Source organism: Paenibacillus sp. FSL F4-0100, from assembly GCF_037993005.1.
Classification (GTDB): domain Bacteria; phylum Bacillota; class Bacilli; order Paenibacillales; family Paenibacillaceae; genus Paenibacillus_AQ.
Genome location: NZ_CP150303.1, coordinates 1,922,741 through 1,947,500, shown reverse-complemented (window position 1 = coordinate 1,947,500; position 24,760 = coordinate 1,922,741). Strand labels below are relative to the sequence as shown.

At 49.6% G+C, this 24,760-nt stretch carries 28 protein-coding genes (1 of these 28 only partly in view); all 28 read right to left on the bottom strand.

Features of this window, described 5'->3' with window-relative positions:
• Positions 1 to 24, bottom strand: partial view of a LysM peptidoglycan-binding domain-containing protein gene (locus MHH48_RS08480; RefSeq protein ID WP_076323147.1) — the beginning only. Its footprint begins 1,674 nt before the window's first position; only the first 24 of its 1,698 coding nucleotides appear in the window; its start codon is at positions 22 to 24; its stop codon lies beyond the left edge, outside the window.
• A 163-nt stretch (positions 25 to 187) separates the two neighbouring features.
• Positions 188 to 1,072, bottom strand: coding sequence for a branched-chain-amino-acid transaminase (gene ilvE / locus MHH48_RS08475; RefSeq protein WP_076323146.1), 885 nt, complete (start codon positions 1,070 to 1,072; stop codon positions 188 to 190).
• A complete protein-coding gene (gene pheA / locus MHH48_RS08470; RefSeq protein ID WP_076323145.1) occupies positions 1,073 to 1,960 on the bottom strand; it encodes a prephenate dehydratase in 888 nt (295 codons plus the stop codon).
• Entirely contained in the window at positions 1,957 to 2,925 is a 969-nt protein-coding gene (gene thrB / locus MHH48_RS08465; RefSeq protein WP_076323144.1) for a homoserine kinase, read from the bottom strand. The genes pheA and thrB overlap by 4 nt, the downstream gene beginning before the upstream one ends.
• Positions 2,922 to 3,995: a threonine synthase gene (gene thrC, locus MHH48_RS08460; protein WP_076323143.1), complete on the bottom strand. Its 1,074-nt coding sequence runs from the start codon at positions 3,993 to 3,995 to the stop codon at positions 2,922 to 2,924. Before thrC ends, thrB begins: the two co-directional genes overlap by 4 nt.
• Before the next feature lie 61 nt (positions 3,996 to 4,056).
• Entirely contained in the window at positions 4,057 to 5,343 is a 1,287-nt protein-coding gene (locus tag MHH48_RS08455) for a homoserine dehydrogenase (protein WP_076323142.1), read from the bottom strand.
• 53 nt (positions 5,344 to 5,396) lie between these two features.
• A complete protein-coding gene (locus MHH48_RS08450) occupies positions 5,397 to 5,834 on the bottom strand; it encodes an ACT domain-containing protein (protein ID WP_076323141.1) in 438 nt (145 codons plus the stop codon).
• A gap of 276 nt (positions 5,835 to 6,110) precedes the next feature.
• A complete protein-coding gene (locus tag MHH48_RS08445; protein ID WP_076323140.1) occupies positions 6,111 to 6,863 on the bottom strand; it encodes a hypothetical protein in 753 nt (250 codons plus the stop codon).
• A 24-nt stretch (positions 6,864 to 6,887) separates the two neighbouring features.
• Entirely contained in the window at positions 6,888 to 7,646 is a 759-nt protein-coding gene (locus MHH48_RS08440) for a FlxA-like family protein (protein WP_076323139.1), read from the bottom strand.
• A 20-nt stretch (positions 7,647 to 7,666) separates the two neighbouring features.
• Positions 7,667 to 8,974: an SPFH domain-containing protein gene (locus MHH48_RS08435; protein WP_076323138.1), complete on the bottom strand. Its 1,308-nt coding sequence runs from the start codon at positions 8,972 to 8,974 to the stop codon at positions 7,667 to 7,669.
• A 287-nt stretch (positions 8,975 to 9,261) separates the two neighbouring features.
• Positions 9,262 to 10,572 carry a GTPase ObgE gene (obgE, locus tag MHH48_RS08430; RefSeq protein WP_076323137.1) on the bottom strand — a complete coding sequence of 437 codons (1,311 nt, stop codon included), beginning with the start codon at positions 10,570 to 10,572 and terminating at the stop codon, positions 9,262 to 9,264.
• Between the two features lie 13 nt (positions 10,573 to 10,585).
• A complete protein-coding gene (locus MHH48_RS08425) occupies positions 10,586 to 11,326 on the bottom strand; it encodes a Spo0B domain-containing protein (protein WP_076323136.1) in 741 nt (246 codons plus the stop codon).
• A gap of 169 nt (positions 11,327 to 11,495) precedes the next feature.
• A complete protein-coding gene (gene rpmA, locus MHH48_RS08420) occupies positions 11,496 to 11,807 on the bottom strand; it encodes a 50S ribosomal protein L27 (protein ID WP_015734021.1) in 312 nt (103 codons plus the stop codon).
• Positions 11,808 to 11,824: 17 nt separating this feature from the next.
• Complete coding sequence (locus MHH48_RS08415) at positions 11,825 to 12,157, bottom strand: ribosomal-processing cysteine protease Prp (RefSeq protein WP_076323135.1); 333 nt, start codon at positions 12,155 to 12,157, stop codon at positions 11,825 to 11,827.
• 13 nt (positions 12,158 to 12,170) lie between these two features.
• The gene (rplU, locus tag MHH48_RS08410) at positions 12,171 to 12,482 is read right to left on the bottom strand and encodes a 50S ribosomal protein L21 (RefSeq protein ID WP_006208810.1); all 312 of its coding nucleotides are present in this window, start codon (positions 12,480 to 12,482) and stop codon (positions 12,171 to 12,173) included.
• Positions 12,483 to 12,643: 161 nt separating this feature from the next.
• Positions 12,644 to 13,879 (bottom strand): Rne/Rng family ribonuclease, encoded by a 1,236-nt coding sequence (locus tag MHH48_RS08405; RefSeq protein WP_076323134.1) that lies wholly within the window; start codon positions 13,877 to 13,879, stop codon positions 12,644 to 12,646.
• A gap of 118 nt (positions 13,880 to 13,997) precedes the next feature.
• Positions 13,998 to 14,861: a M50 family metallopeptidase gene (locus MHH48_RS08400; RefSeq protein ID WP_076323133.1), complete on the bottom strand. Its 864-nt coding sequence runs from the start codon at positions 14,859 to 14,861 to the stop codon at positions 13,998 to 14,000.
• Positions 14,854 to 15,762: a M23 family metallopeptidase gene (locus MHH48_RS08395; protein ID WP_076323132.1), complete on the bottom strand. Its 909-nt coding sequence runs from the start codon at positions 15,760 to 15,762 to the stop codon at positions 14,854 to 14,856. Before MHH48_RS08395 ends, MHH48_RS08400 begins: the two co-directional genes overlap by 8 nt.
• A gap of 167 nt (positions 15,763 to 15,929) precedes the next feature.
• Complete coding sequence (minD, locus tag MHH48_RS08390; protein ID WP_009594006.1) at positions 15,930 to 16,724, bottom strand: septum site-determining protein MinD; 795 nt, start codon at positions 16,722 to 16,724, stop codon at positions 15,930 to 15,932.
• A gap of 3 nt (positions 16,725 to 16,727) precedes the next feature.
• Positions 16,728 to 17,390, bottom strand: a complete 663-nt coding sequence (locus MHH48_RS08385; protein WP_076323131.1) for a septum site-determining protein MinC — start codon at positions 17,388 to 17,390, stop codon at positions 16,728 to 16,730.
• Positions 17,391 to 17,473: 83 nt separating this feature from the next.
• Positions 17,474 to 17,998, bottom strand: a complete 525-nt coding sequence (mreD, locus tag MHH48_RS08380) for a rod shape-determining protein MreD (RefSeq protein ID WP_076323130.1) — start codon at positions 17,996 to 17,998, stop codon at positions 17,474 to 17,476.
• 1 nt (position 17,999) lies between these two features.
• The gene (gene mreC / locus MHH48_RS08375; protein WP_076323129.1) at positions 18,000 to 18,875 is read right to left on the bottom strand and encodes a rod shape-determining protein MreC; all 876 of its coding nucleotides are present in this window, start codon (positions 18,873 to 18,875) and stop codon (positions 18,000 to 18,002) included.
• A 57-nt stretch (positions 18,876 to 18,932) separates the two neighbouring features.
• Complete coding sequence (locus MHH48_RS08370; protein ID WP_009593998.1) at positions 18,933 to 19,967, bottom strand: rod shape-determining protein; 1,035 nt, start codon at positions 19,965 to 19,967, stop codon at positions 18,933 to 18,935.
• A 38-nt stretch (positions 19,968 to 20,005) separates the two neighbouring features.
• Entirely contained in the window at positions 20,006 to 20,695 is a 690-nt protein-coding gene (gene radC / locus MHH48_RS08365; RefSeq protein ID WP_009593994.1) for a DNA repair protein RadC, read from the bottom strand.
• Between the two features lie 85 nt (positions 20,696 to 20,780).
• Positions 20,781 to 21,392 (bottom strand): Maf family protein, encoded by a 612-nt coding sequence (locus tag MHH48_RS08360; protein ID WP_076323128.1) that lies wholly within the window; start codon positions 21,390 to 21,392, stop codon positions 20,781 to 20,783.
• A 25-nt stretch (positions 21,393 to 21,417) separates the two neighbouring features.
• Positions 21,418 to 21,660, bottom strand: coding sequence for a DUF4321 domain-containing protein (locus MHH48_RS08355; RefSeq protein ID WP_076323127.1), 243 nt, complete (start codon positions 21,658 to 21,660; stop codon positions 21,418 to 21,420).
• 117 nt (positions 21,661 to 21,777) lie between these two features.
• Positions 21,778 to 23,169, bottom strand: coding sequence for an SPOR domain-containing protein (locus MHH48_RS08350; protein ID WP_076323187.1), 1,392 nt, complete (start codon positions 23,167 to 23,169; stop codon positions 21,778 to 21,780).
• Positions 23,170 to 23,382: 213 nt separating this feature from the next.
• Positions 23,383 to 24,759 (bottom strand): UDP-N-acetylmuramate--L-alanine ligase, encoded by a 1,377-nt coding sequence (gene murC / locus MHH48_RS08345; protein WP_076323126.1) that lies wholly within the window; start codon positions 24,757 to 24,759, stop codon positions 23,383 to 23,385.
• Between the last annotated feature and the right edge of the window lies 1 nt (position 24,760).

Below are 24,760 nucleotides of genomic sequence, written 5' to 3'. Positions count from 1 at the left end.
TTCCTTGACGATGTGTATCTTCACGCCGCTAAAACCTCCTACACTCTTCTAGGCGTCATGTAATTCGCCCGCTTTCGTTACTACATCCTATGCACGGAATAGGCGATTGACATCCCTCTGGGCAAAAAAAATCCTTTCATCGACATGAAAGGATTGTTTAAGTCGTTTATTTAGCTGTCCAAAAACGTTAGGATTCCCACACTTTATAACCGTCTTGATCCACAATTTTGCGGAATTCCTCGAGCAATTGAAGCGTAATTGGACCAGCCTGCCCTTTTCCGATCATCCGTCCGTCAATTTCGCGAGCGGCGATGACCTCGGCGGCGGTTCCTGTAAAAAATACCTCGTCTGCAATATATACGTCATGCATGCTGAAAGGCTCTTCCTTCAATTTAATGCCGAGTTTATCGCACAAATCAATAATCGCCTGACGTGTAATGCCTTCAAGCGCACCAAGGTAGCACGGTGGCGTGGTGACCACGCCGTTTTTCACGATAAAAATATTGTCCCCGGAGCCTTCCGTCACATATCCTTGTGCGTTCATCATGATTGCTTCATCCGCTCCCGCAAAGTTGGATTGTATCTTCACAAGAATATTGTTCAAATAGTTCAGAGACTTGATTTTCGGATTGAGCGCATCCGGAATGTTACGGCGCTGGGCTACTGATACGGCCTTCAAACCGTTCAGATAGGCTTCTTCAGAGTAGATCGCCAGCTGTTCCACAATGATCAACACCGTTGGTTTAGGGCAGCGACGCGGATCCAGACCCAGATTGCCTGCACCTCGGGATACTACGATACGGATGTACCCGTTTCGCATATCGTTGCGCCGAATCGTTTCGGCCGTAGCCTCCAGCAGCTCATCATATGCCAGTGGGATGACTAAATCGATGGACTTGGCGGAATCGTACAGCCGATCCAAGTGTTCCTTGCACTTAAAGATGTTGCCGTTATATATCCGAATGCCTTCGAATATGCCGTCTCCGTACAAAAATCCATGATCAAAAACGGATACTTTTGCATTCTCTTTTGTGACGAATTCTCCATCCAGATAGATCCATTGCTCTGACATTTACTTAACCTCCATTTTCTCACTCTCGTACGCATAGCCCGGATAAGTACCCAGCACACGAACCAAACATCCCAGCGCTTCAATCTCTCCCATGGCGGCGAGCAATAGAACGGAATCCGCTGCGGCCATGACATCGATATAAAAATAGTAATTACCGAGTTTCTTCTTCGTCGGACGGGATTCGATCCGCGACAGGTTCAGGCGCCGCCAAGCAAAAGCAGAAAGCACCTGATGCAGCGCTCCCGGCACATCCTCTGGGAGGGTCACGAGAATGCTGGTCTTGATATGCTCCGGCGAACGGTTGACTGAAATCGGCTCGCGTCCGATCAAGACAAACCGGGTGTAATTGTTATCATGGTCGGTAATACGCTCGGCAAGCAGGTTTAATCCGTGAGTGGCTGCCCCAAGTGAAGTGCCGATCGCCGCCCATCCCTGGCCGGGATTTTCCTTTACGATCTTAACCCCTTCAGACGTGCTGCCTACTTGCTCCAACTCAGCCTGTGGTGCGGCCTTCGCGAGGAACTGACGGCACTGGGCCGTTGCTACTTGGTGGGACCAAATTTTTGTGATTTTACTGTAATCCATCGTACCGTCATTTGAACGGAACTCGGCAGCATTTCCGATCAGGTTTTGAATGGAAGGATAGACCCACTCTACCTGCATCGGCAGATCCACCTCATTGACCAACCAATCCATATGAAGGCTCACGGAGCCTTCGATGGTATTCTCAATCGGGATCACGCTGTAATCGCTTTGTCCTTCTACTGTAGACATAAATACATCAGAGATCAGTTTATGGTGGACAAACTCCACCGGCTCACCGTTAAGGAGATAAAGTATCGCTTCATGAGATACCGATCCTGAGGGCAACAAGGCTATTTTTTTCATGCGGTAACTTCCCCTCTAATCATATCCAAAAAGGATCTATTGTTTATATCATCCAAGAGCTGGACGCCTTCCGCAACTGGATTCAATTGGTAGCACGAAGACGAGATTCCTTCTGCCTTCATCGTCTCCATTAAATACGCGCTCAATTCTTCTACCCGTGAATCGTTCCGATCCACCAACGCAATCATCGTCGGGCCCGCTCCGCTTAGCGCAACACCGAGCGCTCCGTGGCTTGTCGCTTCGGTCAAAATCTTAGTCATCCCTGGCACAAGCGGCACCCGATAGGGTTGGTGAATCCGATCTTGCATTGCAGCCCGAATCAAGTCCAGTCTGCCTGCCGAAAGAGCCGCGGTCATCAAGGAGGATCGACTAATATTATATACAGCATCCGCTAAACTGACCTGGGCGGGCAGCGCTTCCCTTGCTTTGGATGTAGCCAACTCGAAATCGGGAATAACCACGAGCGTTACGAGGTCTGCTGGAGGTTCAATTCGTATATAATCCGCATGGGCTCCGTCCCATACCGCCGTAATAATCCCTCCAAATAAAGAAGCCCCTACATTATCCGGGTGCTTCTCAAGACCCGTCGCCATGTCAAAAAGCTTGGAATCGGGCAGCGGCGAACCGATCAGCGCATTGGCAGCCGCCAGCGCCCCTACAATCGCCGATGCACTGCTGCCAAGACCGCGGGTAAGCGGAATTTCGGAGTACATGGAAATCTCCAGATCAGGAACAGCCTGTCCCGCTTCTTCAAAAACCATCTGAGCCACCTTGTAGATCAGGTTGCTCTTATCCGTCGGCAGACCTCCCATCTCATCACCATGAAGATGGAATACGGTCCGCTCCGACGCCTTCATCTCGATCCAGGAATATAAAGACAATGCCATGCCGAGTGTATCGAATCCAGGTCCCAAATTAGCCGTACTGGCCGGAACCTTCACCCGGACACCTTGAGACAAACTCATACCCGTGCAGCTCCTTCAAGCTTAGCAATAGCATCCATTACGGCTGATTCCGTATCCGATACGACGAGCGGTTCGGCGTTCACGGTAGAAATGGCGATATTCGGATCCTTGAGCCCATGCCCTGTCAGCACACAGACAACGGACTCTCCACCTTTAAAATATCCTTCTCGCTTCATTTTATAAACGCCTGCGATGGAGGCAGCCGATCCTGGCTCGGCAAAAATGCCCTCACGCGATGCAATTTTGCGGTATGCTTCCAAAATTTCTTCATCCGTTACGTAGTTAATCTGTCCACCGGATTCCTCTGCGGCGGCAACCGCGGTTTTCCAGCTGGCCGGGTTCCCGATACGGATGGCAGTCGCTACCGTTTCCGGATTCGCAATAGGCTCTCCCTTCACGATCGCCATAGCACCTTCCGCTTCAAATCCTAGCATTTTCGGTAGTGAAGATGATTTGCCCGCCGCGTGGTACTCTTTAAATCCTTTCCAGTAAGCGGAGATGTTCCCCGCATTGCCGACCGGAATCGCCAGCACGTCCGGAGCTTTCCCTAACTGGTCTACGACTTCGAATGCAGCCGTCTTCTGGCCTTCGATTCGATAAGGATTCACGGAGTTCACAAGCGCAATCGGATGCTTCGCCGTAATCTCGCGCACGATTTCCAGCGCGCGGTCAAAATTGCCCTCAATCGCAATAACCTTCGCTCCGTAGATCATTGCCTGGGCGAGCTTGCCCAGCGCAATATTATTGTTCGGAATGATAACGATACAATTTAATCCGCCACGAGCGGCATAAGCAGCAGCTGCTGCAGACGTATTACCCGTGGAAGCGCACATAATAGTGCGGCTTCCCTCTTCCATTGCTTTTGCTACGGCCATTACCATTCCACGGTCTTTAAATGAACCCGTTGGATTAAGCCCTTCAAATTTGAAATGCAGATCAATTCCGAGCTCTTCGGATAGATTCACGGCTTTGATCAAGGGTGTGTTCCCTTCCTTAAGCGTTAGAAGCGGAGTACGCTCATTCACCGGCAAATATTCTCTGTAGGTTTGAAGCAATCCTTCATACGGCATCTCTCATGTTCTCCTTTTCTTATGAAAAAATTATATCGGGTATTTAATGAGTTCTAATCCCTTATCCTTCAACACGGTAAACACTTTTAATCCGGCGGATGACTTCCAGGCCTTCAAAATGATTCAACACTTCATCCATATTGGCTTTGCTCGCATTGTGCGTGACGATAATAATCTCTGCGTCCGGATTATGCTCGTTCGGCTGCTGAACAACCGATTCCAGGCTGACGTTATATTCGGCGAACACCTGCGTAATTTGGGCAAGTACACCTGCTTTATCGTCGACATGAAGCAAAATGAAGTTCTTGTACATGATCTGCTCATCGGTTTTGAGTTTCTTCGGTTTGTAAGGAACGATGGCTTTGAGCCCGTTGACGCCGAGCTTCAGATTCTTGATGACCGCAACCAAGTCTGCAACAACGGATGTAGCGGTTGGCATCTCGCCGGCGCCGGCTCCGTAAAACATCGTTTCACCTACAGCTTCTCCGTATACATAAACCGCGTTAAATACCCCATTCACGGCCGCGATAGGATGTCCTTTTCGAACCATCGTAGGCTGAACAGTGATGCTGAACTCATCGTCCTGACGCTCCGCTATACCCAGAAGCTTCATCTCGTAGCCCAAACGCTTCGCATAGGCGATATCTTCTTTGGTCACTTGCGAGATTCCCTTAACGGTTACATCCTGGAGCTCAACGTTCGTGCGGAAGCCGAGTGTCCCGAGTATCGCCATTTTGCGGGCCGCGTCCAAGCCTTCCACATCGGAGGTCGGATCGGCTTCTGCATAACCGAGCTCCTGAGCTTCAGCCAGGACATCCTCATACGATGCCCCTTCTTGGCTCATCTTGGTCAAAATGAAGTTGGTTGTACCGTTCACGATCCCCATGATTTTCATGATTCGATCCGAGGAGAAGCCTTCAATCAACGTGCGGATAATAGGAATACCGCCAGCAACGCTTGCCTCGTAGAACACGTCGCACTGCTTCTCTTGTGCCTTGGCTAATATTTCGGCACCATGGAGAGCCATCAGATCCTTATTCGCGGTAACGATATGCTTGCCGCGCTCAAGCGCTTCGAGGATATAGGTTTTCGTCTGCTCAATCCCGCCCATCACTTCAACGATGACATCAATCTCAGGATCGCGGATGACCGCCCATGGATCTTCCGTAAGTTTATTCTGGTCCACATTGATACTGCGGTACTTCTCCAAATGTTTGACAGCGATGCGTTCTATCGTAATCGGCGAACCGACCTGGCTGCTCAAATCCTCCTGATGCCCCTCAACGATGCGGACAACCCCTGTTCCTACGGTTCCTAATCCCAAAAGTCCTACTTTGACCGGTTTCATTAATACATACCTCCTGTATCCCATCGCATAGATATCTATTTATTCGTCATAACTTAACCCTGGCCTATCATCTGCACTTTTCTTACTCCGGTTATTCGTCTCAATCCGTCGAGCAGATCATCCAGCTCCTCATTAAGCCGGGATACTTCGACGGAAATCACGACATTGGCGATACCCTGCAGTGGAATGCTCTGATGAATGGTTAATACATTCCCGCCTTCACCCGCTACCAGCCCCAGCACTTCGGATAGCATCCCGGAGCGATGTTCCATATCGATAGAAATCGTTACGATTTCATCTCGTTCCAGTTGATTGATAGGATGGATTCCATCCTTGTACTTATAAAAAGCGCTTCGGCTAAGCCCAACTTGCTCAACGGCTTCATGGACCGTCCTAACGTCTCCAGACGCCAGCAATTTTTTCACTTGCATCGTCTTAACCACAGCCTCGGGAAGGATGTCTTCCCGGACCAAATAGTAGCGTTCCTTCACAAACGTCCTCTCCTCAAAGACTACTGTATTCGTATAGTGGACATTATACTGGATATACCAAGTAAGGGCAATACATAAGTGTCCAGTTTTTTTAGATATCCCGATATTTCTTATGTCAACTCTATAGCCTATACTATATCGCAATTCGATTCGGAACACATCGATATTCACGTCAAAATTGTAAATGATGCGTAAGAAAAAGCAGTCTCCGGTATGCGGAAACTGCCGATGAAACAACCATGTTTAAGATTTGAGATCAAACGCTCCGCGTAAAATCTAAGCAACAATGATCGTGCCGCAATACTCACATTCTTTTTTCTCCAGATGCGTTACGACCGACCTTGCCCCGCAGCCCGGGCATTCCACAGACTTCGGTCCTGGATCGGGAGTCGCTTCGTTTCGGGTTAATGGCGCTGGTTCAGCCGCAACTTCTCCCAGTGAATACTGCATTCTCTGTCCGCTGCGCGAAACAAATTCCCCTTGGAATGGGGATTGGGTTCTCCTCTGCAAGGACGGGATGATGACGACTCCATTGTCGAGCTTTCCGTTAGGCAGCATACGCCGTTCAAACATGAACGTGATATCCCGGACGGCATGTGCCGGCGTTTGTCTTGCCTCACGAGCGATATATTCAATCTGGACGAGCCCTCTTTTCATAATGGCATTCGAATAAAATTGCAGCAAACTGTTGAATTTCTTGTCTTCTTTTTTGGCAATCAACAGCATGATGATAGCTGGAACCAGTATAATAACGCCCCAAACGATGGAAGCCGAATAGAGGCCATCAACATCTTTATCATCAATAGTCGCCAGAATCATAAGCAATTCAAAGATTCCATAGGTGATGACCAAAACCCACCCGAAGAGCCGATTGTTTCGTCCCTTACAGTGATTATGGCGATGGGTGACAAGGACCCGAACAGCTGTCAGCACAATGGCCAGCGGAAAAAACAGAACCGCCACCGCAATAATAGAATAATCCACTGTCGTGAATTTCTGTTTAAAGCGCTTGAGATCAGAAACTTCCATTTTCTATCCCCTCTATCATCTGCATTAGGTTGATCCCGCTTTTGCTTTCAGAAGTTCCGTGTTGCGATCCTGTACCGTTCTAAGGATATCGCGGATGATGTGAACGGTTTGCTCTACCAGCTCATCACGTTGTTCCGCTTGTGTCTCCCCGATCAGCGCCACTTGGTCCTCCAACATCGCGATTTTTTGCTGGATCATATGCTCCACTTCATATAATGAGGTGTGTGTGATTGGATCGCTATACCGAAGCGTTTCCTCAAGCTCGGCCATCTGCCGGTCTAACAAATGAATGTTTTCTCCTGGCATCTCCCTTAGTTTTCTCCGGATTCCCCCGATCCAAGCCACCGTCTCTTTCTTAACCGAAAGATGATCACTTTCCTTCCGTTCATGAGCTCCTGCATATTTTCCCGCCAAAGCTATCAGTCCCAGAACAACCGAAAACCCCAGGAAGGTTATCAGATGAATCATCAAATACGAAGATTCAGGCAGCTTAAATAAATATCCCAGCAGAATAACCTCCAGCAAGACGGAGATTGTATAGATCCCTATAATAACGCCTGAAGCAATATGAAAGGGTGCTCCTGACGAAGCCGCTTTGCGCTGGTGCATGACAAAACCGATAAATACGAGAATGGCCGCCTCGGCGCATCCGAGGGCTATGCCCGATATCCAAGCATTCAGCTGAACGATCCCACTGATCAATCCGAACAGAAGGATGGTTACGACCGGAAGCGCTACGGCAGCCAGCCATAATCTGTTTCGACTTGTGGTCCTTGTGTTCACTCTATTCCCCCGCTTTCACTTCACATCAATTTATGACCGCACTCCATGCAGAACTTCTGGCCCGGTTTGATCTCATGATGACACCCAGGACATGTAAGTTCATGGCTCGACCCGCAGTGCGGGCAAAACTTGGCTTCCGCATCCACCAATTCACCGCATGCCCGACAAGGCATAGGCAGCGGTGCACCGCACTCCGGACATTCAACAGCACCGGCAGGATGGTCATGACCACACTTAGGGCATGCATGGTAAGGGTCTCCGCAGTGAAGACAAAACTTGGCATTCGGAGGTAGAGGCTGCCCGCAATCGTTGCACCGGACAGTTTTCGCTGGCTCTTGCTCGGCTTGCGCCTGAAGCGATTGGCCGCATCCCGAACAGAATCGGGCTTCTTCCCCGTTCCGTGTTCCGCACTTGGTACATGCCTTCTGGTTGATTGGCATATCATCCTTCTCTAGTTCCTTTGAACTCTCAAACATATGCCGGGCGGTCTCGTACATCGGGCCGACCATCCCAAGCCCCATGCCCAGCCCGGTCCCCATGACCGCTGCCGGGCTGCCGGGATTCTTCGCTGCCCCCTCAAGCGTATTAAAGGTTCTTTCCTGATGATAGGTATATCCGATGATGTCCATCTCCGCTTTCTTCGCTAGCGCCTCCTTGATTCGAACAGCTGCAGGGTCATTCTCCGGTATGTTGATGGAATCTACATAGAAATTCAGCAGAGTGATCCCTATCTCTTCAAATGAAGGCGCAATCGCTTCCATGATATGCTTCGATATTTCCGCTATGTAAGCATTGATCTCCACAACGCTGATTTTTTTGCGAACGATATAGGAGGATATGATTTCCGTAATATTGGACATCAGTACGCCGCGATAATATTTAATCAGGGTGCCCTGGTCAAAAGTTTGCAGCGTACCGACCATGGTCGCCAGAAACTTTCGCGGATCGCTGATCTGTACGCCGAATTGGCCAAAAGCCCGGACCGATACGATAATATTGTATTTCGGATCTTGCAGCTGGATCGGCGAGTTGGTCCCCCATTTCACGTCCAGTGAACGAAGTTTATTCACAAACCAGACTTCTGCCGTAAAGGGAGACTTCCCACCGAATGGAAGATTGATCACATTGGATAAAATCGGTATATTCGCTGTACTCAGCGTATGCCGCCCCGCTGAGAAGGAGTCCAGGGCCTGACCGCCCTTATACAGGATTGCCTCCTGTGTCTCATGAACAATGAGCTGGGTCCAAGTCCCTAACTCCTGATTCGGATAACGCCATGCAAACACATCCGGCGGCCCTTCGTATTTTACAACTTCAATAATAGCCATAGTTCTACTCTCCTTTTTACGCCGTTCCTTCCATCCTGATTGTCTATGGAAAAGGACTATTGTACTACTATTGTATACGATTTACCCGATATGTGGATGCAAAATTTGGAAACCTAAATGGAAAAAGACATATCGAAACAATTTCACATGCAGATGCCATAAATCACTGTTCATGTTTACGAGTTATCGATTCATAGAGATACAAGTTCGTTCATAAAAAAAATACCGCCAAGCCTGCTGTTATACAGACTTTGCGGTATTTTTCTTCAAAACGTACTTTTTACGCATTAATAGTAGCTGCTGCCTTCAACAAATTCGAATTCGAAATCGCCAATCCGTACAATGGTGCCTTCTGTCGCGCCCCGTTTCCGGAGTTCTTCATCAACGCCCATATGACGCATTGTTCTTGCAAGCTTCAGAATCGCATCATGTGAATTCATCTGCATCCGTTTCAGCATCCGCTCAATTCGCTCGCTATGCACCACATACATCTCATTATCCCTAGTGACGGTGAAGGAGTTGTCGTTTTGCGCTTTGAATTTATACACCTTACGCTCGGAAACCTCGGATACTTCTTCAATCGCTGGCTCATCCGGAATACTTTCGAGCACATCGATCGTGCGATAAAGAAGTTCCTGGATACCTTGTCGGGTCAGCGAGGAAATCGGCATGACCTCGATGTCCGGACGGATTTCCTTCACCTTCTCTTTGAAGGCTGCCAAATACTCTTCCGCCTCCGGCATATCCATTTTATTAGCGGCTACGATTTGCGGCCGATCGACCAGAACCGGGTTGTAAAGCCTGATTTCATCATTGATTTTTTCCCAGTCCTCAAACGGATCCCTTCCTTCCGTGCCTGCCATATCCACAACATGGATAATGACGCGTGTTCTTTCCACGTGCCGGAGGAATTCGTGACCAAGTCCCACGCCTTCATGAGCACCCTCAATCAGACCAGGCAAGTCAGCCATTACGAAATTGCGACCGTCTCCAACCTCAACCATTCCCAAATTCGGTGTTATGGTCGTAAAGTGGTATGCGCCGATCTTCGGCTGAGCCGCAGATACAACGGATAACAAGGTTGATTTGCCTACGCTAGGGAACCCGACGAGACCTACATCAGCCATCACTTTAAGTTCCAGGGTTACGTAACGCTCTTCGCCTTCCTCACCGTTCTCGGCAAGTTCAGGCGCCGGATTGTTCGGCGTAGCAAAGCGGATATTTCCACGCCCTCCACGGCCTCCTCTGGCAACAACAACCTGTTGACCGTGCCGGGTCAAATCCCCAATCACCTCACCGGTATCGTCATCCATTAAGATGGTACCCGGCGGGATACGGACAATCATGCTATCCGCATTGGCGCCATGCTGACTTTTATTGCGGCCTTTTTCCCCGCGCTTGGCCTTAAAATGCTTCTGGTAACGGAAATCCATCAACGTGCGCAGTCCTTCGTCCACCCGGAAAATCACGTCGCCGCCCTTACCGCCGTCACCGCCGGCAGGTCCGCCTTCAGGAACGTATTTCTCTCGACGGAACGCAATGAGACCATCTCCGCCGTCTCCGCCTTTTACATATACTTTTGCCTTATCTACAAACATGAAATCACCTTCCTCAAGTCACAAACGGCAAATACAAACGATACGAGGTCTCCCCCGGCTCCGTCTGCTCCACCCGAATGCCTTCGCCTTTTACGGATTGTTCAATCTGAAGCTTCAAGCTGTCCGGGTCACCAAAGGATCCTTCTCCTTGTGCCCATACCATCAGCTCTTGTTCTTGCTGCATAAATGTTAATGTTAAATGCCGGGTATCCCCCCAGGACGCTTTTCCGCTCAATTGAAAAGCTCTCACCGTTTGAATGATTGCTTCGGTAAAAGACTCCGCCGTTTGTGGCGATACTTTGTCTTCCAGTTGTACCTGGTCCACAACTTCAACGTCGAGCTGCAGATTGTTGCTGTACGTACGGTATGAATGTAAATAAAAAACCAGCGAAGGAATGCCTAGCTTAGAGATTCTGCTCTCCGTCGCCATCCTGTCCTTTATTCTTTCCACAGAACCCACTGTTTTATCAAGCTTTCCAAGTTGAATGTAGCCGTACAAAATTTGAAGCTCATTCATCCAATCATGACGATGGTGATTCAGCATCTGAATCGCCGTCGACTCCATATTCCGAACGATGGCTTGCTGTCTACGCTCGTCCGATTTTCGGACAAGCCATGCACCGCAGACAGACGCAGTTACAGCCCAAACCGTCAACACTGCTCCTGCAGCCAAAGTCGGTTTCCATACCATCCATGCTACGGGTATTACGGAGGTTAACCCCGCCCCAGCTGCTATCCATTTCCAGGATTTCATCGCTTCTCCTCGTCTTTCAACAGCAATTGGTTACATTCACCAAATCCCAGTATATCATAGACTTTCAGGACGGTTCATCCCCTGGATGATGATCTTTGCGCAATTTACAAAAAAAGAAGCCCCGGCAACGATGCCGAAAGGCTTCTTCTGTATGCAGCATAAGAAACGATTAAGCTTCTACTGCAGCCGCTACTGGAGCGACATCAACCGGGTAGACGCTCACTTTCTTGCGATCACGACCCCAACGTTCAAATTTCACAACGCCGTCAACTTTCGCAAACAAAGTATCGTCTTTACCGATACCTACGTTCGTGCCTGGATGAATTTTCGTTCCGCGTTGGCGAACCAAGATGCTGCCGCCAGTCACTGCTTGACCGTCCGCACGTTTCACACCAAGACGTTTCGATTCGCTATCGCGACCGTTCTTTGTGGAACCTACACCTTTTTTCGATGCGAATAACTGAAGATCCAATTTCAACATGTTGTCTACCTCCTTCTTCAAGTAGTCAATTCTTGTATTCTTATATACTTGCCGTATGAATCGGCAATTCCCTGTAACATAACAACCATGGATTCGAGAAGCAGTTGAACTTGTCCCGAGACGGAATCGTCTGCCGTCGGCGGAAGATTCGCGCTAAGAAAGCCGCCCTTCATCCGGGTCTCCATAACAGTTCCGGTTAACGCTTCAATGGAATTGACCGTTCCCACTGTAATGCTGGAAACTCCAGCACATACAATATCTTCTCCAGGATTGGCATATCCCGCGTGCCCCGTAACCTTAAAGCTATGGATCCGTCCATCTCCCCCGCGCAGTACTTGTACAGTAATCAATTACCGCACCTACTTACGCTTGGATTTTCTCGATGGTTACTTTAGTGTAAGGTTGACGATGACCTTGCTTCTTGTGATAGTTCTTCTTCGGCTTGTATTTGTATACAACGACCTTACGGCCTTTACCGTGCTTCTCTACCTTCGCAGTTACAGTCGCACCGGAAACAACCGGCGTACCTGCTACCAAACCGTCCTCTTTGGATACGGCCAGTACACGGTCGAAAGTCACGCTCTCGCCGTCACCTGCAGTCAGCTTCTCGATGAACAATACGTCGCCCTCTTGAACTTTGTATTGTTTACCACCTGTTTCGATAATAGCGTACATTTGCTTGCACCTCCCTATGTCTCAGACTCGCCTAGTTTAAGGTGTCCGTCCTAAGCAGGAACGTCCTTGCTAACCCAACCGGAGCGGTTACAGCATGTGCAGCAATTCATCACTAGACACATACCCAATGATAATATCATATCCCATGTTCACCGTCAACATCATTGTTCGATAACAACGCCTCTGCCCCCACAAGCCCCGCAGGGCTTGGCAAATGGGAGCGAAGAGCTTTCTCTAGCTTTTTTGCGGGTCATTTCCAGCAGTCCCAGCTTGGTCCAACCCACCACAAAGCTCTTGGTACGGTCCTTGCGCATCACAGCCTCCATGGCAGAAACAACCAGCTCCCGGTGCTCTTCACGATCCATATCGATGAAATCAACGATGATAATGCCTCCGATATCCCAGAGCCGCAAGATTCTTGCAATCTGCTGCGCCGCCATAAGATTTGTCTTCAGTACCGTTTCCTCGAAATTATCGCCACCGATATACTTGGCTGTATTCACATCCATGATGGTCATGGCCTCCGTCTGATCTACAACGATGGTTACACCCTCGGGAAGCGTGATTTTCCTTGCAAAGCCGGCTCTCATCTGCTCGTCCAACCCGTAAGCATGAAAAATCGGACTTCCTTCCGAGTAATATGTAACCTTTGGCTCTATACCAGGAACGGTTTCCTTCAGATAGCTCTTGGTTTCCTCGCCTTTAAGCTTGCTGTCGATCACAAGTTCGTCATGAAGCGGATCAAAAGCATCGCGGAGAAAACGCTGCAGCATACCTAGATCACGATGAAGAAGCGTTGGAGCAGGAGAAGATTCGCCCTTGTCGAGAATTCGCGCCCACTCTTTCCGCAGATATTCAAGATCTCCCTTAAGAAATTCTAAAGGCTCGTCCTCCGATACCGTGCGGATAATGATCCCCTCTTCGTCTGTGCGTAGCTGATCGCCGATACTCTTCAGCCTTGCTCTTTCCGCATCACGTCCAATTTTCTTCGAGACGGCAACATAATCCGCAGTAGGCATGTACACCATGCATCTACCAGGAAGCGAGAAATGGGTAGTGACCCGCGCCCCCTTGCCACCTCTCGGTTCCTTCATGACCTGCACGATCAATTCCTGGCCAACTGTTAGCAGCTCCGATATTGACGGCTTCTGCTTGGGCTGCTTCTCTAAATGAGGATGGAGCACATCATCAATATATAGAAATGCATTCTTCTTCAGCCCGATATCTACAAAAGCCGCCTGCATCCCCGGCAGCACATTAACGACCCTGCCCTTATAAAAACTACCGACTACACTTTCCTCACGACTCCGCTCAACGGCGAATTCTGCTAACCTCCCATCTTCGATGAGGGCCATCTGAATGGTCTCATGTTCACAATGAACTATCATTTGCCTCATGGCTTCACCCCTCAAATGGAAGACGATATTCTATTTTTTTATCCTAACACAATCTCAGATGATATGAATGGATAAAGAATCATGGCCCGCCCTGCGTCTTCCTCATGGTGTTTACGATTTACGCATACCAGGGCGGACCATTTGATGCAAAATAAGAAGAGATCACATGCTGCTCCGGAACGACGGCAAGCAGGCTGCCTCGTCCGCTCATGACATAAATGAGATGATACTTCTCTCGTTTAAATAGACGCATGATATCATCCAAAGGTTTCGAAGAATCTGCAACGATTGGCTGGGCAGGACCGAGTCCATCCAAATTTCGTTCATAACTCTCGCTCCGATTAACCAAAAATCGTAAGAACCGGTAATGCACATTCCGATAGTCTTCAAAATTGGAATACGCTAAAAAGAGACCGATCATCAGCACATTCAAACGGATACCGCCGCCGGAGAATAACGGCTGCAAGCCATATCCGATCATGATCAAGCTGCAAAAAATGCCGGCGCGGGAAGCCCACAGCAAGGTCGCATGATATGGGGCGAGCAGGCTCATGAGAGCTTGCAGCACTTTGCCGCCATCCAGTGGCAGAATCGGGAGAAGGTTAAACAGCGCAATGATGAGATTCCCCTGAATGATATAAGATAACAGCTGCTCGTCTCCCCACCCCGCCCATCTGCACACCAGGGTAATTCCAATCATGATGACATTTTGCAGCGGACCTGCAAGCGCAATGATGATTTCCTTCATCGCGGTCATTCTGCCGTCATCTTCAATGACAGCAACGCCGCCGAACGGCAGCATCTGAATGGCTCGTACCTTGAACCCCATCGCTGCCGCTGCGGCGGCGTGTCCCAATTCATGAATAAACACGATAATAAACAGGGTCAGCAATTCTAAAAAGCGACCGGTGAATACAGAGGCCAGCATGACAATAACAAAGAGAGGATGCAGCGACAATACCGTTCCCTTAAACTTAATCAAACGGAATCACTTCCGCTGGATCGACACCACGATTCCCCTCTTTCAGTTCGAAATAAAGGGCGGGCGGGCTGCCTGTGCCTGAAGACGCCAATGTGCCGATAATATCTCCACCTTGGACCCAATCGTTTACCTTAAGTCCCGTTTCTACCAGCCTGCTGTATATCGCCGTTCTCTCTCCTGTATGCTGTATGAGAATGGTGATCCCATTCTCAGGATGATCTTTAACCTCAAGCACGCGTCCAGTCTCTATACTCTTAACCGCCCGGTCTGCTAAAGAACCCCCTCCGGCTTCCAAAACAATGCCTTTAAGATCCACAGCAAAGGATTGGACCACCTTTCCGGAAAGCGGAGGAACTAAAGTAGTCCCGGCATTTACCTTCGTCGAGTGCTCGTCAGTTTGTCCAAAAATCGGAATAAAGGAAGGCGCGCTTCCAAAGTGCTCCTCGTACCATACTTGAGCTGCCTGAAAATCCATCTCATGGCTCAGTCCCTCAACAATAAAAGCTTGTGTACGAAGAGCCCACGGCTGCTGAAACGAAAATACCCCCCATGCCAACCCAAACACCAGCGCACTGACGATTACGCGGCGCACCAAACCCGACAGAAACGAAGCTTTTCTTGGAGGTTCCCCTGGATCACCGGGATCCAGCGTACCATACCAACCGCGGTGCCCTTGCTTCCAAAGCTGCTCGGGGTCCGGTTCCCTGTCTGCGAGACGAGGGGATGGGTTCGCTCTGTGATCCTGTACAAAGCCTGTCTTGTGAAGATTGAGATTGGCAAGCTTCCTCTCGGGAACGGGCGTCCATGACGACTTATCATGCGGTGCCGGAGACTGTTCTCCTTCCAGCAGCTCGCGAATGCGGGCTTCTCTTCGGTTCTTAACTGAAGTTTTGATGTCCATTGTTTTTTCCCCCTTGGGGCTTGTTTTCTTACTCTATCCTATGAGGAGAAGAAAGATATTTAGAACAAGCCCTATTGAAGAAGCTAGCGGAATGTATGCAGATCAAAACAGCGTCGATGAAGTAAACAAAAAACCGATGCCTTCCGGCACCGGTTCGTGTTAAGCCCTTAACCCATTCCAAAAAACTTTTTGAATTTGGTGAACATTCCTTTTTTCTGATGGATTTGCATCAGAGGAACGGTGTCACCCAGGATACGCCGGGCGATGTTTCTATAGGCGATGGCTGCCTGGGAGTCCGGATTCATCACCGTAGGCTCCCCGATGTTGGCCGCTTTAATGACCATTTCATCATCTGGCACGATACCGATCAGATCAATATTCAGCACCTGCAGCACATCTTCAATCTCCAGCATGTCGCCGGATTTCACCATGTTCGGGCGAATCCGGTTCACCACGAGCTTCGGAGACTCGACATGCGAGCTCTCCAGCAGGCCGATAATCCGATCTGCGTCCCGCACGGCCGCATTCTCGGGCGTTGTAACCACAATCGCTTTATCTGCACCGGCAATGGCATTCTTAAATCCTTGCTCGATTCCAGCCGGACAATCGATAATGACGTATTCGAATTCTTTTTTCAATTCAAGTACGATATCTTTCACCTGCTCCGGAGAAACGGCATTCTTGTCTTTGGTCTGGGCTGCAGGAAGCATATACAGCTCATCAAAGCGCTTATCCTTGATTAGCGCCTGGTTAAGTCGGCATCGCCCTTCTGCAACGTCGCACAAATCGTATATTATCCGGTTTTCCAGGCCCATCACGACATCCAAATTACGAAGACCGATGTCCGTATCAACCAGACACACTTTTTTTCCGAGCAGTGCCAAAGCTGTGCCGATGTTCGCTGATGTCGTCGTTTTACCGACTCCGCCTTTACCTGAAGTTACGACGATTGCCTCTCCCATGTTCTACACCCCTTTAAACACATTAAAATCCCGACCCAAACGTGAGATGTTGCTGATCTTATCGATCTCCATGCTTCCGTCCTTCAAATACGCAAACTCCATGACCGTTTCCCGCGTCTCCCATTCATCCGGCGGTCTGCTGATCATCTGGGAGATACGGAGCTGGGTGGGGGCAAAATACGAAGCCGCTATAATCGCTTCCTCGTTGCCCTCTACACCGGCGTGCGCGGTTCCACGCAGAGCTCCCAATATGTAGATATCGCCAGTACACGTTATGGTCCCGCCGGGATTCACATCGCCGAGGAACAAGAGATCGCCGTCATGATGCAGCACCTGTCCGGAACGCACCATTCCCGTCTTAAGCGTAAGCTTCTCCTCTGGGATGAGCTCGGACTCAAGCGGCGGCGACTCCACATTACGTATCAGCAGGTTGCCCTTTTGCTTCAATATGTCAAGAATCGTCTGCTTCTCTTCTTCGGAAATTTTCCGGGAACCCAGCTTCACATCCACATGAATGATAGGTCCGGTCAAAATATTCTGATGACTGTGCTCCAGCTTATAGCGCAGCTCGTCGAGCAACTCCTCCAGCTCGCACTGGTCATCAAGCAGGAATACCAGGCCATCTTTGATGCCCTTAATCGTTACATGATTGGATTTTACAGCCATAAGCCTGTCCCTCCCATCCCTATACATTTCGCGCTCAAACCTTCAAGTTCCTGCTAGTCTAGTAAAATGTCATAATGGAGGGTTCAGGATGCCTTCCTTCTCTGATTCTTCGTAACCAACTCAATCTGCTTGCGAAGAGGAACGTAAATCGCCAGAGCAAAGGCAAAATGAACAAGGAGATTGGGTAGCATATGATGAAGCAGTGACCAATTATAAGAAGTCGGATTGAGTCGAAACACCTTATATATGCCAAAAAGCGTACTGTCAAACAACAAACTTCCCAGAATGACAACGGTCATCATCATGGGCAATGGTGCCCGCGGGGACTTGAATACAAGTCCCACCAGATATGCGGATACGCCCATAGCAAATGAATAAGTGCCAATCATCTCGCCGTAATACACGATATCGTGAAGCATGCCGAATATGAGTCCGAGCACCAGCCCCGTATGGCGATGATAATAAATCGATACAAAGAACAAGCAGACCAATACAAAATTAGGATAAATCTGAAGCTGCAGCGAGCTTGGCGTTAACCAGAAAACCACCGTGCCCTGCAGGATAAACAACACGAACAGCAACAGGACCAGAATCTGTTTACGTGCCATCTTATTCCGGCTCCTCAGGCGTAAAGACGATGATCAGATACTTCCAGTCATCAAACTTGGCCGCTGGTTTGATCGTAGCTGTTCTGCTCTGACCGTATTGGCTTACCTGAACACTTTTTACCTCACCAATGATCAAGCCCTGTGGTATAACGCCTCCGGCACCGGATGAAATGATTTTATCGCCCTTCTTGATCGGATCATTCTCCTGAATACGCGTCATCTGCAGTGTGTTGGTCTTCTCATCGTAGCTCTCAACCACGCCAAACGTTTTATCCTCTTTGCCGATGGCCGTTACCGAAATCGGCTGCGGGTTCGGATCCTGGGCGTCCATCGATGTCAACAGTTTCACCGTTGAGGTGAAATTGCTCACACTGCTAATAATACCGACCATGCCGTCCACTGTCGTGACCGACATATTGGGGCGAACCCCATCGCGCTCGCCTAGATCGACGACAAGTGTCCGGTTATTCGGATCCGAGTTGACGCTGAGCACCTGGGCCGTACGGTACTCATATTTGTCACGATTTTTCTGGTTCTCTGTAAAATGGAGCTGATCCCGAAGCTTTTCGTAATTAGCTTTCATCGTGTTATAATTCGCACTCTCTCGAGAATATTGGGCAACCGCTCTACGCAACTCCTCATTCTCTTCATAGATCTCCTTCATGTTCCGTACATCTTCAAAGAAACCCGCTATATAGGCAGCGGGCTTATAAAACACACTTTGCACAAAACCGACCGTATCTTTGACAAATTTTTCAGGCCAAGATAAAGAAGCTCTCGGACCGAGCGTAAACCCCATAATAGCGATAAACGCTACCAGCCCGATGAGCATAATAAACAATCGCTTATTACCTAGCAGCTTAAACAGTTGCAACACCCTCTAACTTACTGTTTTCTCTCCCAACATTAGGGGTTTACACTTCTATTTTGATTTCTACCGTTTGGAACGGACGGCAGAGCTGCTCCGGGATTTAAACAAGTGAATGTTCTCGAGCGCTTTACCTGTACCAATGGCCACGCAATCCAGCGGATTCTCTGCAACGATCACCGGCATGCCAGTCTCTTCAGCGAGCAGCTTGTCCAGGTTGCGAAGCAATGCGCCGCCTCCCGTAAGCACGATGCCCCGGTCCATAATATCCGCAGCAAGCTCCGGAGGACATTTCTCAAGCGTAACCTTAACAGCTTCAACAATCGCATTAATCGTATCTGCCAACGCTTCGCTAATCTCATCCGAAGTAATGGTAATCGTCTTCGGCAGACCCGTCACCAAGTCACGGCCGCGAATTTCCATCGTTTCCACGGTCTCCAGCGGCATGGCGGAACCGACTTCCATCTTGAGCAGCTCGGATGTGCGCTCACCGATCATCAAGTTATATTGACGTTTGATATAGGAAATAATAGACTCATCCATCTCATCGCCTGCCACGCGTACAGAGCGGCTGGTTACGATACCGCCAAGAGAAATGACCGCAACCTCGGTCGTACCTCCGCCTATATCAACAACCATGCTGCCTGTAGGTTCCCACACAGGCAAATCGGCACCGATTGCAGCTGCAAAAGGTTCTTCGATCGTATAAGCTTCGCGTGCACCGGCTTGCTTGGTCGCATCTTCAACCGCACGCTGCTCTACCGCCGTAATGCCGGAAGGTACACATACCATCACGTTCGGATGGCGCGGGAATATGGAACGTTGCTTCTGTGCTTGACGAATAAAGTATTTAATCATCGTAGCTGTTGTATCAAAATCAGCGATGACGCCGTCTTTCATCGGACGAATGGCACGAATATTGCCTGGTGTGCGTCCAATCATTTTCTTAGCCGATTCTCCGACGGCTTCAATGCTCTTAGTATCTGTACGCAGAGCAACCACGGAAGGCTCTCTTACGACAATTCCTTTCCCACGAACATAAACCAGCGTATTTGCCGTCCCCAAATCGATTCCCAAATCTTTCGTAAAACCACCTAACATGATGTATCTCCCTTTCTTCGTCAATCTGAACTATTATATTACATCAAGCCCCGTTCCTTCAAACTTACAAACGATCCGTCCCCAATGATCAGATGATCCAGCACGTCGATCCCGACAATCTGTCCTGCCTCCACTAAGCGGGCAGTCAGCGATATGTCTTCCGGGCTGGGCGTCGGATCTCCGCTAGGATGGTTGTGCGCGCACACCAGGGATGCACTACTGCATTTGATGGCCGCTCTGAACACCTCGCGGGGATGAACGATGGAAGCATTAAGGCTTCCCATCGATAACGTTTCCTGGGCAATGACATGATTTTTCGTATTTAAAAATACACAGACAAAATGCTCTTTCTGTAAATAGCGCATCTGTTCACTGAGCAGTTCTGCCGCGTCATGCGGACTGCGAATAATAACTGGCTCTACATGTCTCGATGCGGCTAAGCGCCGTCCAAGCTCTATGCCAGCCTTCAGCTGAACAGCCTTAGCGGTTCCAATTCCTTTGATTTGCGTAATTTCCTCAATGCTAAGATCAACGAGCTGCCGGATGCCGCCTGCTTCCCCCAGCAGCCGCTGGGCTATATGTACGGCAGATTCCTGGCGGGTACCGGTCCGAAGCAATATCGCCAGCAATTCTGCATGGCTTAAAGCGCTCGCCCCATATTGCATCATGCGCTCTCTAGGTCGTTCATCATGGGGGATGTCGCGCAGCAATAGCGTTGGCGACTCCATATATTCCCCTCTTTTCTAAGATTTAAATCAGCAGGTCACCGAAACTTCAGGATTCCCCTACATTTCGCATGCCGTTGTTCTATATCTATGAATCGGTGAGTACATCCATCCCCATTTCAGACAGCATGTCCGACAGCAGAGAAAGCGGCAGGCCGACAACGTTAAAATAGTCGCCTTCGATTCCTTCCACGATGGTTGCACCCAAGCCCTGAATCGCATACGAGCCTGCTTTGTCAGCAGGTTCCCCGCTCTCTACATAAGCCGCGATCGCATCATCACTTAACGATTTCATCTTTACGGTTGTCACACGGTGGGCAACCTTTGTATGACCGGATTCCCGATCAACACAAGCCACGCCCGTGTACACGAGGTGAGCCCGTCCTTGAAGCATGGACAACATCCTTGCCGCGTCAGCATGATCCTCCGGTTTCCCGAGGACATGATCATCTACAACTACAATCGTGTCGCTTCCCACAATGATACCATCTCCCGGATCATCCGTCAGCTTTCGGAGAACCGCTTCCGCTTTACGTAGTGCCAGTGACTCCACAATTCGCTCTGGCGACCACCCTTGCGGGGTGTCCTCATCAGCTTCACTAGGCATTATCTCGAATGGGATACGAAGGGAGGCAATCAATTCCTGACGCCGAGGAGAGGTGGAGGCCAATATGATACGGCGGTTTCTCTTCTCATTCAAGGGGGATAATCTCCTTTGTCATGTCTTAGAGCCTGCGGTATAACCAAAGTGCAGCTATAATGCCGAGCAGACTGAGCAGGCAAAAGTTAAGTTCAAGGTTAATATCATAACGAATAATGTCAAAATCAGCGCGAGGCGACCACTTAATCGGTGTAGTAGACGTTAAAAACGACAAAGCCTTGACAGGCTGAAGCGCCTTAGCAAGCCATGTTCCCGTCAGCCACCCCAGCAGCAAAAACAAGATGAGCATTCCTTTGTTTTTCTTCATGCATCCTCTTCCCTCGCCATATTTTGACACCCTAATTATTATACGGTGAATCGATAAGCAATACAAACAGAAATCCGGCAGGGGGAACTATTTCCAGTTCCAAGCCGGATTTTACATTTATAGGCCATCCAGGAGTTTCTTTTGGCCCATGACATAGTTCATCATACCTGTTTGAATCTCCCACAAATGCCCCTTGGATTGATTTTTGTTATATTCGGAGAGCGCAGTGATTGAACTGTTCATGGATTGCTCCATCGCCGGCAGCACAGCCCCGGTCTCCGGACCCAAGCCGGCGGACAGCAACTTCATCGATTGGATCCACTGCTGGTGCAGATTTGTGATCGCAGTCATATTCACCGGCGCCACCGCGCCCGCCTCCTGCTTCCCCAGCAGCGATGCCGATAGCTTACTAAGCTCCGCTACCAGCTGCCCGCTTATCGTAAAATAGTCCGTCAGCGTCTGCTCCTCGCCCGCAAAGACAGCTGACTCTATATTAGGGAGCGCGATTTCTCTTACGTATAATTCGACGCCTTCGGCCTTAAGCTGATTGCTGAGCAGCTTGGCCTGCTCGCGGTCTGGTGAAATGCCCGCATACACCCGGTTCTCCTCATCCGAATCTCCGCCGGCGGCAATACCGGACTGCAGCAGCTCCCCCTTCGCTTGCTCAGCCCGTTCCGGGGTGCTGAACACACCGTACTGAAGCATATAAAAGATTTGACCTGGAATGTGAACAGCCGATTCAGTTAAATCAGGTGCGAGGGTTGCACCCGTTCCACCAGAGGAATCAGCCGGGGCTTGATTCACTGCATCATTGGTTTCAAGCTGTCCCGATGTTGGATCCTCACCTGCATTACCGCCGTTAAACATAGACAGCACCATATACCCAAACAGCAAACCCGTAACAACAGCCGCTGTCACAGACACAGCCATTTTCCAGAAGGAGGTAGGTTTGCGTGAGCGATAATAACTGTAGTCATCAGCAGATGACTCATATAGATCCGCCTCAGGCCCGAGATTCCAGTTGGAGTCGTTCGCTTCGGGGTCCACTCTTCCGGGATACACGTCATCATGAAGGTCATAGAGTTCCTTACGCTCACGCATATCGTCATATGTATCGTTATGTTCAGGTCCGTCACCAAATGACCCGCCGTCGATATGATCCAGACGTCGTCTTTCCTCAGCTAATCGGCCCCTGGACCGGTTATGACGCGAGGTTCTCCACCCTTGACCGTTCACATTCGGGGTCTCCCCCTCCTCCCGGAGAGGCGGAACGACGCGTAGATGATCATGCTGCATACTACTCCTAGGTTCGAACGAAGTGCCCGCATCGGCAAACCGATCTGGCGCCGTTGTGTCAAACTCGTCGAATACGAGATGGCGGTCATCAACTTGGTCATTGCGTCTTGCTGGAACTTTTTGATACGGATCCCGTTCCTCACGCATATGATCCTTATGACTGTCCTTCGGCGGATCGTGATCAAAACGAATCGTCATCCGTGCTTTATTCATATCCACACACCTCACTTGTCCTTCTACACTAGCTATATGATCAAGCTTGGCAACTTATGAGTGTGCGAAAAACAAAACAAACAGGCTGATCAAGAAAACATCTTGATCAGCCTGTTATACTTAGCGATTCCGCTCGCTTTGCCTCCGTTCGAAAGACAAAAGCCCATGCAATCCCCTGCTGCAGCGAAGCAGCAAAGCATGCGCGCAATCCATTTACTTCTTGCCTTTAATAGACTCTGCTAAAGCAGCGCCGACTTTCCAAATATCTCCTGCCCCCATCGTGAGAACCAGATCGCCTTCTTTTACACGACCTTTGAGATCGTTCAGAACATCCTCTTTGGTAGGCAAATAGCGGGCACCGGCATTACTGTTCTGGACAATCAGCTCCACCAGCTTACCGGAACTGATACCCTCGATTTGCTTCTCGCCGGCAGGAGAATAAATATCGGTGATAATCACCTCATCGGCTTCTCCGAACGCGCGGCTAAACGCATCCAGAAGGAAAAAGGTCCTCGAATACCGCTGCGGCTGGAATACGGCAATAATCCGTTTGCCCGTAGCTTTAGCAGCACTGATCGTAGCCTCAATCTCCGTCGGATGATGCGCATAGTCGTCAATCACCAGAATGCCTTCTGCTTCACCAAGCACCTGGAAGCGGCGCTTAGCGCCGTTGAACTTAACAATGGCCTCTACAATCGCTTCAAACGAGATTCCGCCTTTCAAGCAGCATATCACCGTAGCCATTGCGTTGTAGACATTGTGTTTACCCGGTACGGACAGTTCCACGGTGCCCAGCTCCATTCCGTTATGAAGCATCGTGAAGCTGACGTGACGGTCGCCGAGCACAAGATTTTTTGCCGTATACTCCGCATCAGCATGAATGCCGTATGTGGTCACATTGCATTTAAGGTCAGGCAAAATAGCCTGGATGTTGTTATCGTCCGCGCAAACCACGGCCGTCCCGTCTGCCTTAATCTGGCTGAGGAATTGTACATAAGCTGCCTTTAGACGATTGAAATCCCCTTCGTAATTCTCCAGGTGATCGGCCTCAATATTCAGAACAACGCCGAGCCATGGGTGGTACTGAAGGAATGAACCGTCACTCTCGTCGGCTTCGGCCACCACGTGCTCGCCTTCGCCGGCTTTGGCATTGGTGCCAACATTCATGATTTCCCCGCCGATTATAAATGTCGGATCGACTCCGCATTCTTCCATCACGAGCGCAATCATGGATGAAGTGGTTGTCTTACCATGCGCACCCGCTACGGCGACTCCTTTGCGTTCGTTCAAGAGACGCGCCAGCATCTGCGCACGGTGAAGGACAGGAATGTTCAGCTTCTCTGCTTCGACCCGCTCCACGTTGTCTTTGGACAATGCCGTCGAGTAAACCACAAGGTCCGCGCCCTGGACTTGCTCGGCGGTATGTCCAATGTATATTTTGGCGCCCTTGGCCGCCAGCTTTTCTGTCAATTCTTGCGATGCCACGTCAGAACCCGTGACTTTATAACCCATCTCCAGCATAACTCTTGCAATGGCGCTCATCCCGTAGCCGCCAATTCCTATAAAATGAACATGTTCCGATGTATTCAAC

What these genes read in the sequence shown, in the direction of transcription:
- ilvE (WP_076323146.1), bottom strand. Translation starts at nt 1,072, where the DNA reads ATGTCAGAGCAATGGATCTATCTGGATGGAGAATTCGTCACAAAAGAG.
- pheA (WP_076323145.1), bottom strand. Translation starts at nt 1,960, where the DNA reads ATGAAAAAAATAGCCTTGTTGCCCTCAGGATCGGTATCTCATGAAGCG.
- thrB (WP_076323144.1), bottom strand. Translation starts at nt 2,925, where the DNA reads ATGAGTTTGTCTCAAGGTGTCCGGGTGAAGGTTCCGGCCAGTACGGCT.
- thrC (WP_076323143.1), bottom strand. Translation starts at nt 3,995, where the DNA reads ATGCCGTATGAAGGATTGCTTCAAACCTACAGAGAATATTTGCCGGTG.
- MHH48_RS08455 (WP_076323142.1), bottom strand. Translation starts at nt 5,343, where the DNA reads ATGAAACCGGTCAAAGTAGGACTTTTGGGATTAGGAACCGTAGGAACA.
- MHH48_RS08445 (WP_076323140.1), bottom strand. Translation starts at nt 6,863, where the DNA reads ATGGAAGTTTCTGATCTCAAGCGCTTTAAACAGAAATTCACGACAGTG.
- MHH48_RS08435 (WP_076323138.1), bottom strand. Translation starts at nt 8,974, where the DNA reads ATGGCTATTATTGAAGTTGTAAAATACGAAGGGCCGCCGGATGTGTTT.
- obgE (WP_076323137.1), bottom strand. Translation starts at nt 10,572, where the DNA reads ATGTTTGTAGATAAGGCAAAAGTATATGTAAAAGGCGGAGACGGCGGA.
- MHH48_RS08425 (WP_076323136.1), bottom strand. Translation starts at nt 11,326, where the DNA reads ATGAAATCCTGGAAATGGATAGCAGCTGGGGCGGGGTTAACCTCCGTA.
- rpmA (WP_015734021.1), bottom strand. Translation starts at nt 11,807, where the DNA reads ATGTTGAAATTGGATCTTCAGTTATTCGCATCGAAAAAAGGTGTAGGT.
- rplU (WP_006208810.1), bottom strand. Translation starts at nt 12,482, where the DNA reads ATGTACGCTATTATCGAAACAGGTGGTAAACAATACAAAGTTCAAGAG.
- MHH48_RS08405 (WP_076323134.1), bottom strand. Translation starts at nt 13,879, where the DNA reads ATGAGGCAAATGATAGTTCATTGTGAACATGAGACCATTCAGATGGCC.
- MHH48_RS08395 (WP_076323132.1), bottom strand. Translation starts at nt 15,762, where the DNA reads ATGGACATCAAAACTTCAGTTAAGAACCGAAGAGAAGCCCGCATTCGC.
- minD (WP_009594006.1), bottom strand. Translation starts at nt 16,724, where the DNA reads ATGGGAGAGGCAATCGTCGTAACTTCAGGTAAAGGCGGAGTCGGTAAA.
- MHH48_RS08385 (WP_076323131.1), bottom strand. Translation starts at nt 17,390, where the DNA reads ATGGCTGTAAAATCCAATCATGTAACGATTAAGGGCATCAAAGATGGC.
- mreD (WP_076323130.1), bottom strand. Translation starts at nt 17,998, where the DNA reads ATGGCACGTAAACAGATTCTGGTCCTGTTGCTGTTCGTGTTGTTTATC.
- MHH48_RS08370 (WP_009593998.1), bottom strand. Translation starts at nt 19,967, where the DNA reads ATGTTAGGTGGTTTTACGAAAGATTTGGGAATCGATTTGGGGACGGCA.
- radC (WP_009593994.1), bottom strand. Translation starts at nt 20,695, where the DNA reads ATGGAGTCGCCAACGCTATTGCTGCGCGACATCCCCCATGATGAACGA.
- MHH48_RS08355 (WP_076323127.1), bottom strand. Translation starts at nt 21,660, where the DNA reads ATGAAGAAAAACAAAGGAATGCTCATCTTGTTTTTGCTGCTGGGGTGG.
- MHH48_RS08350 (WP_076323187.1), bottom strand. Translation starts at nt 23,169, where the DNA reads ATGAATAAAGCACGGATGACGATTCGTTTTGATCACGATCCGCCGAAG.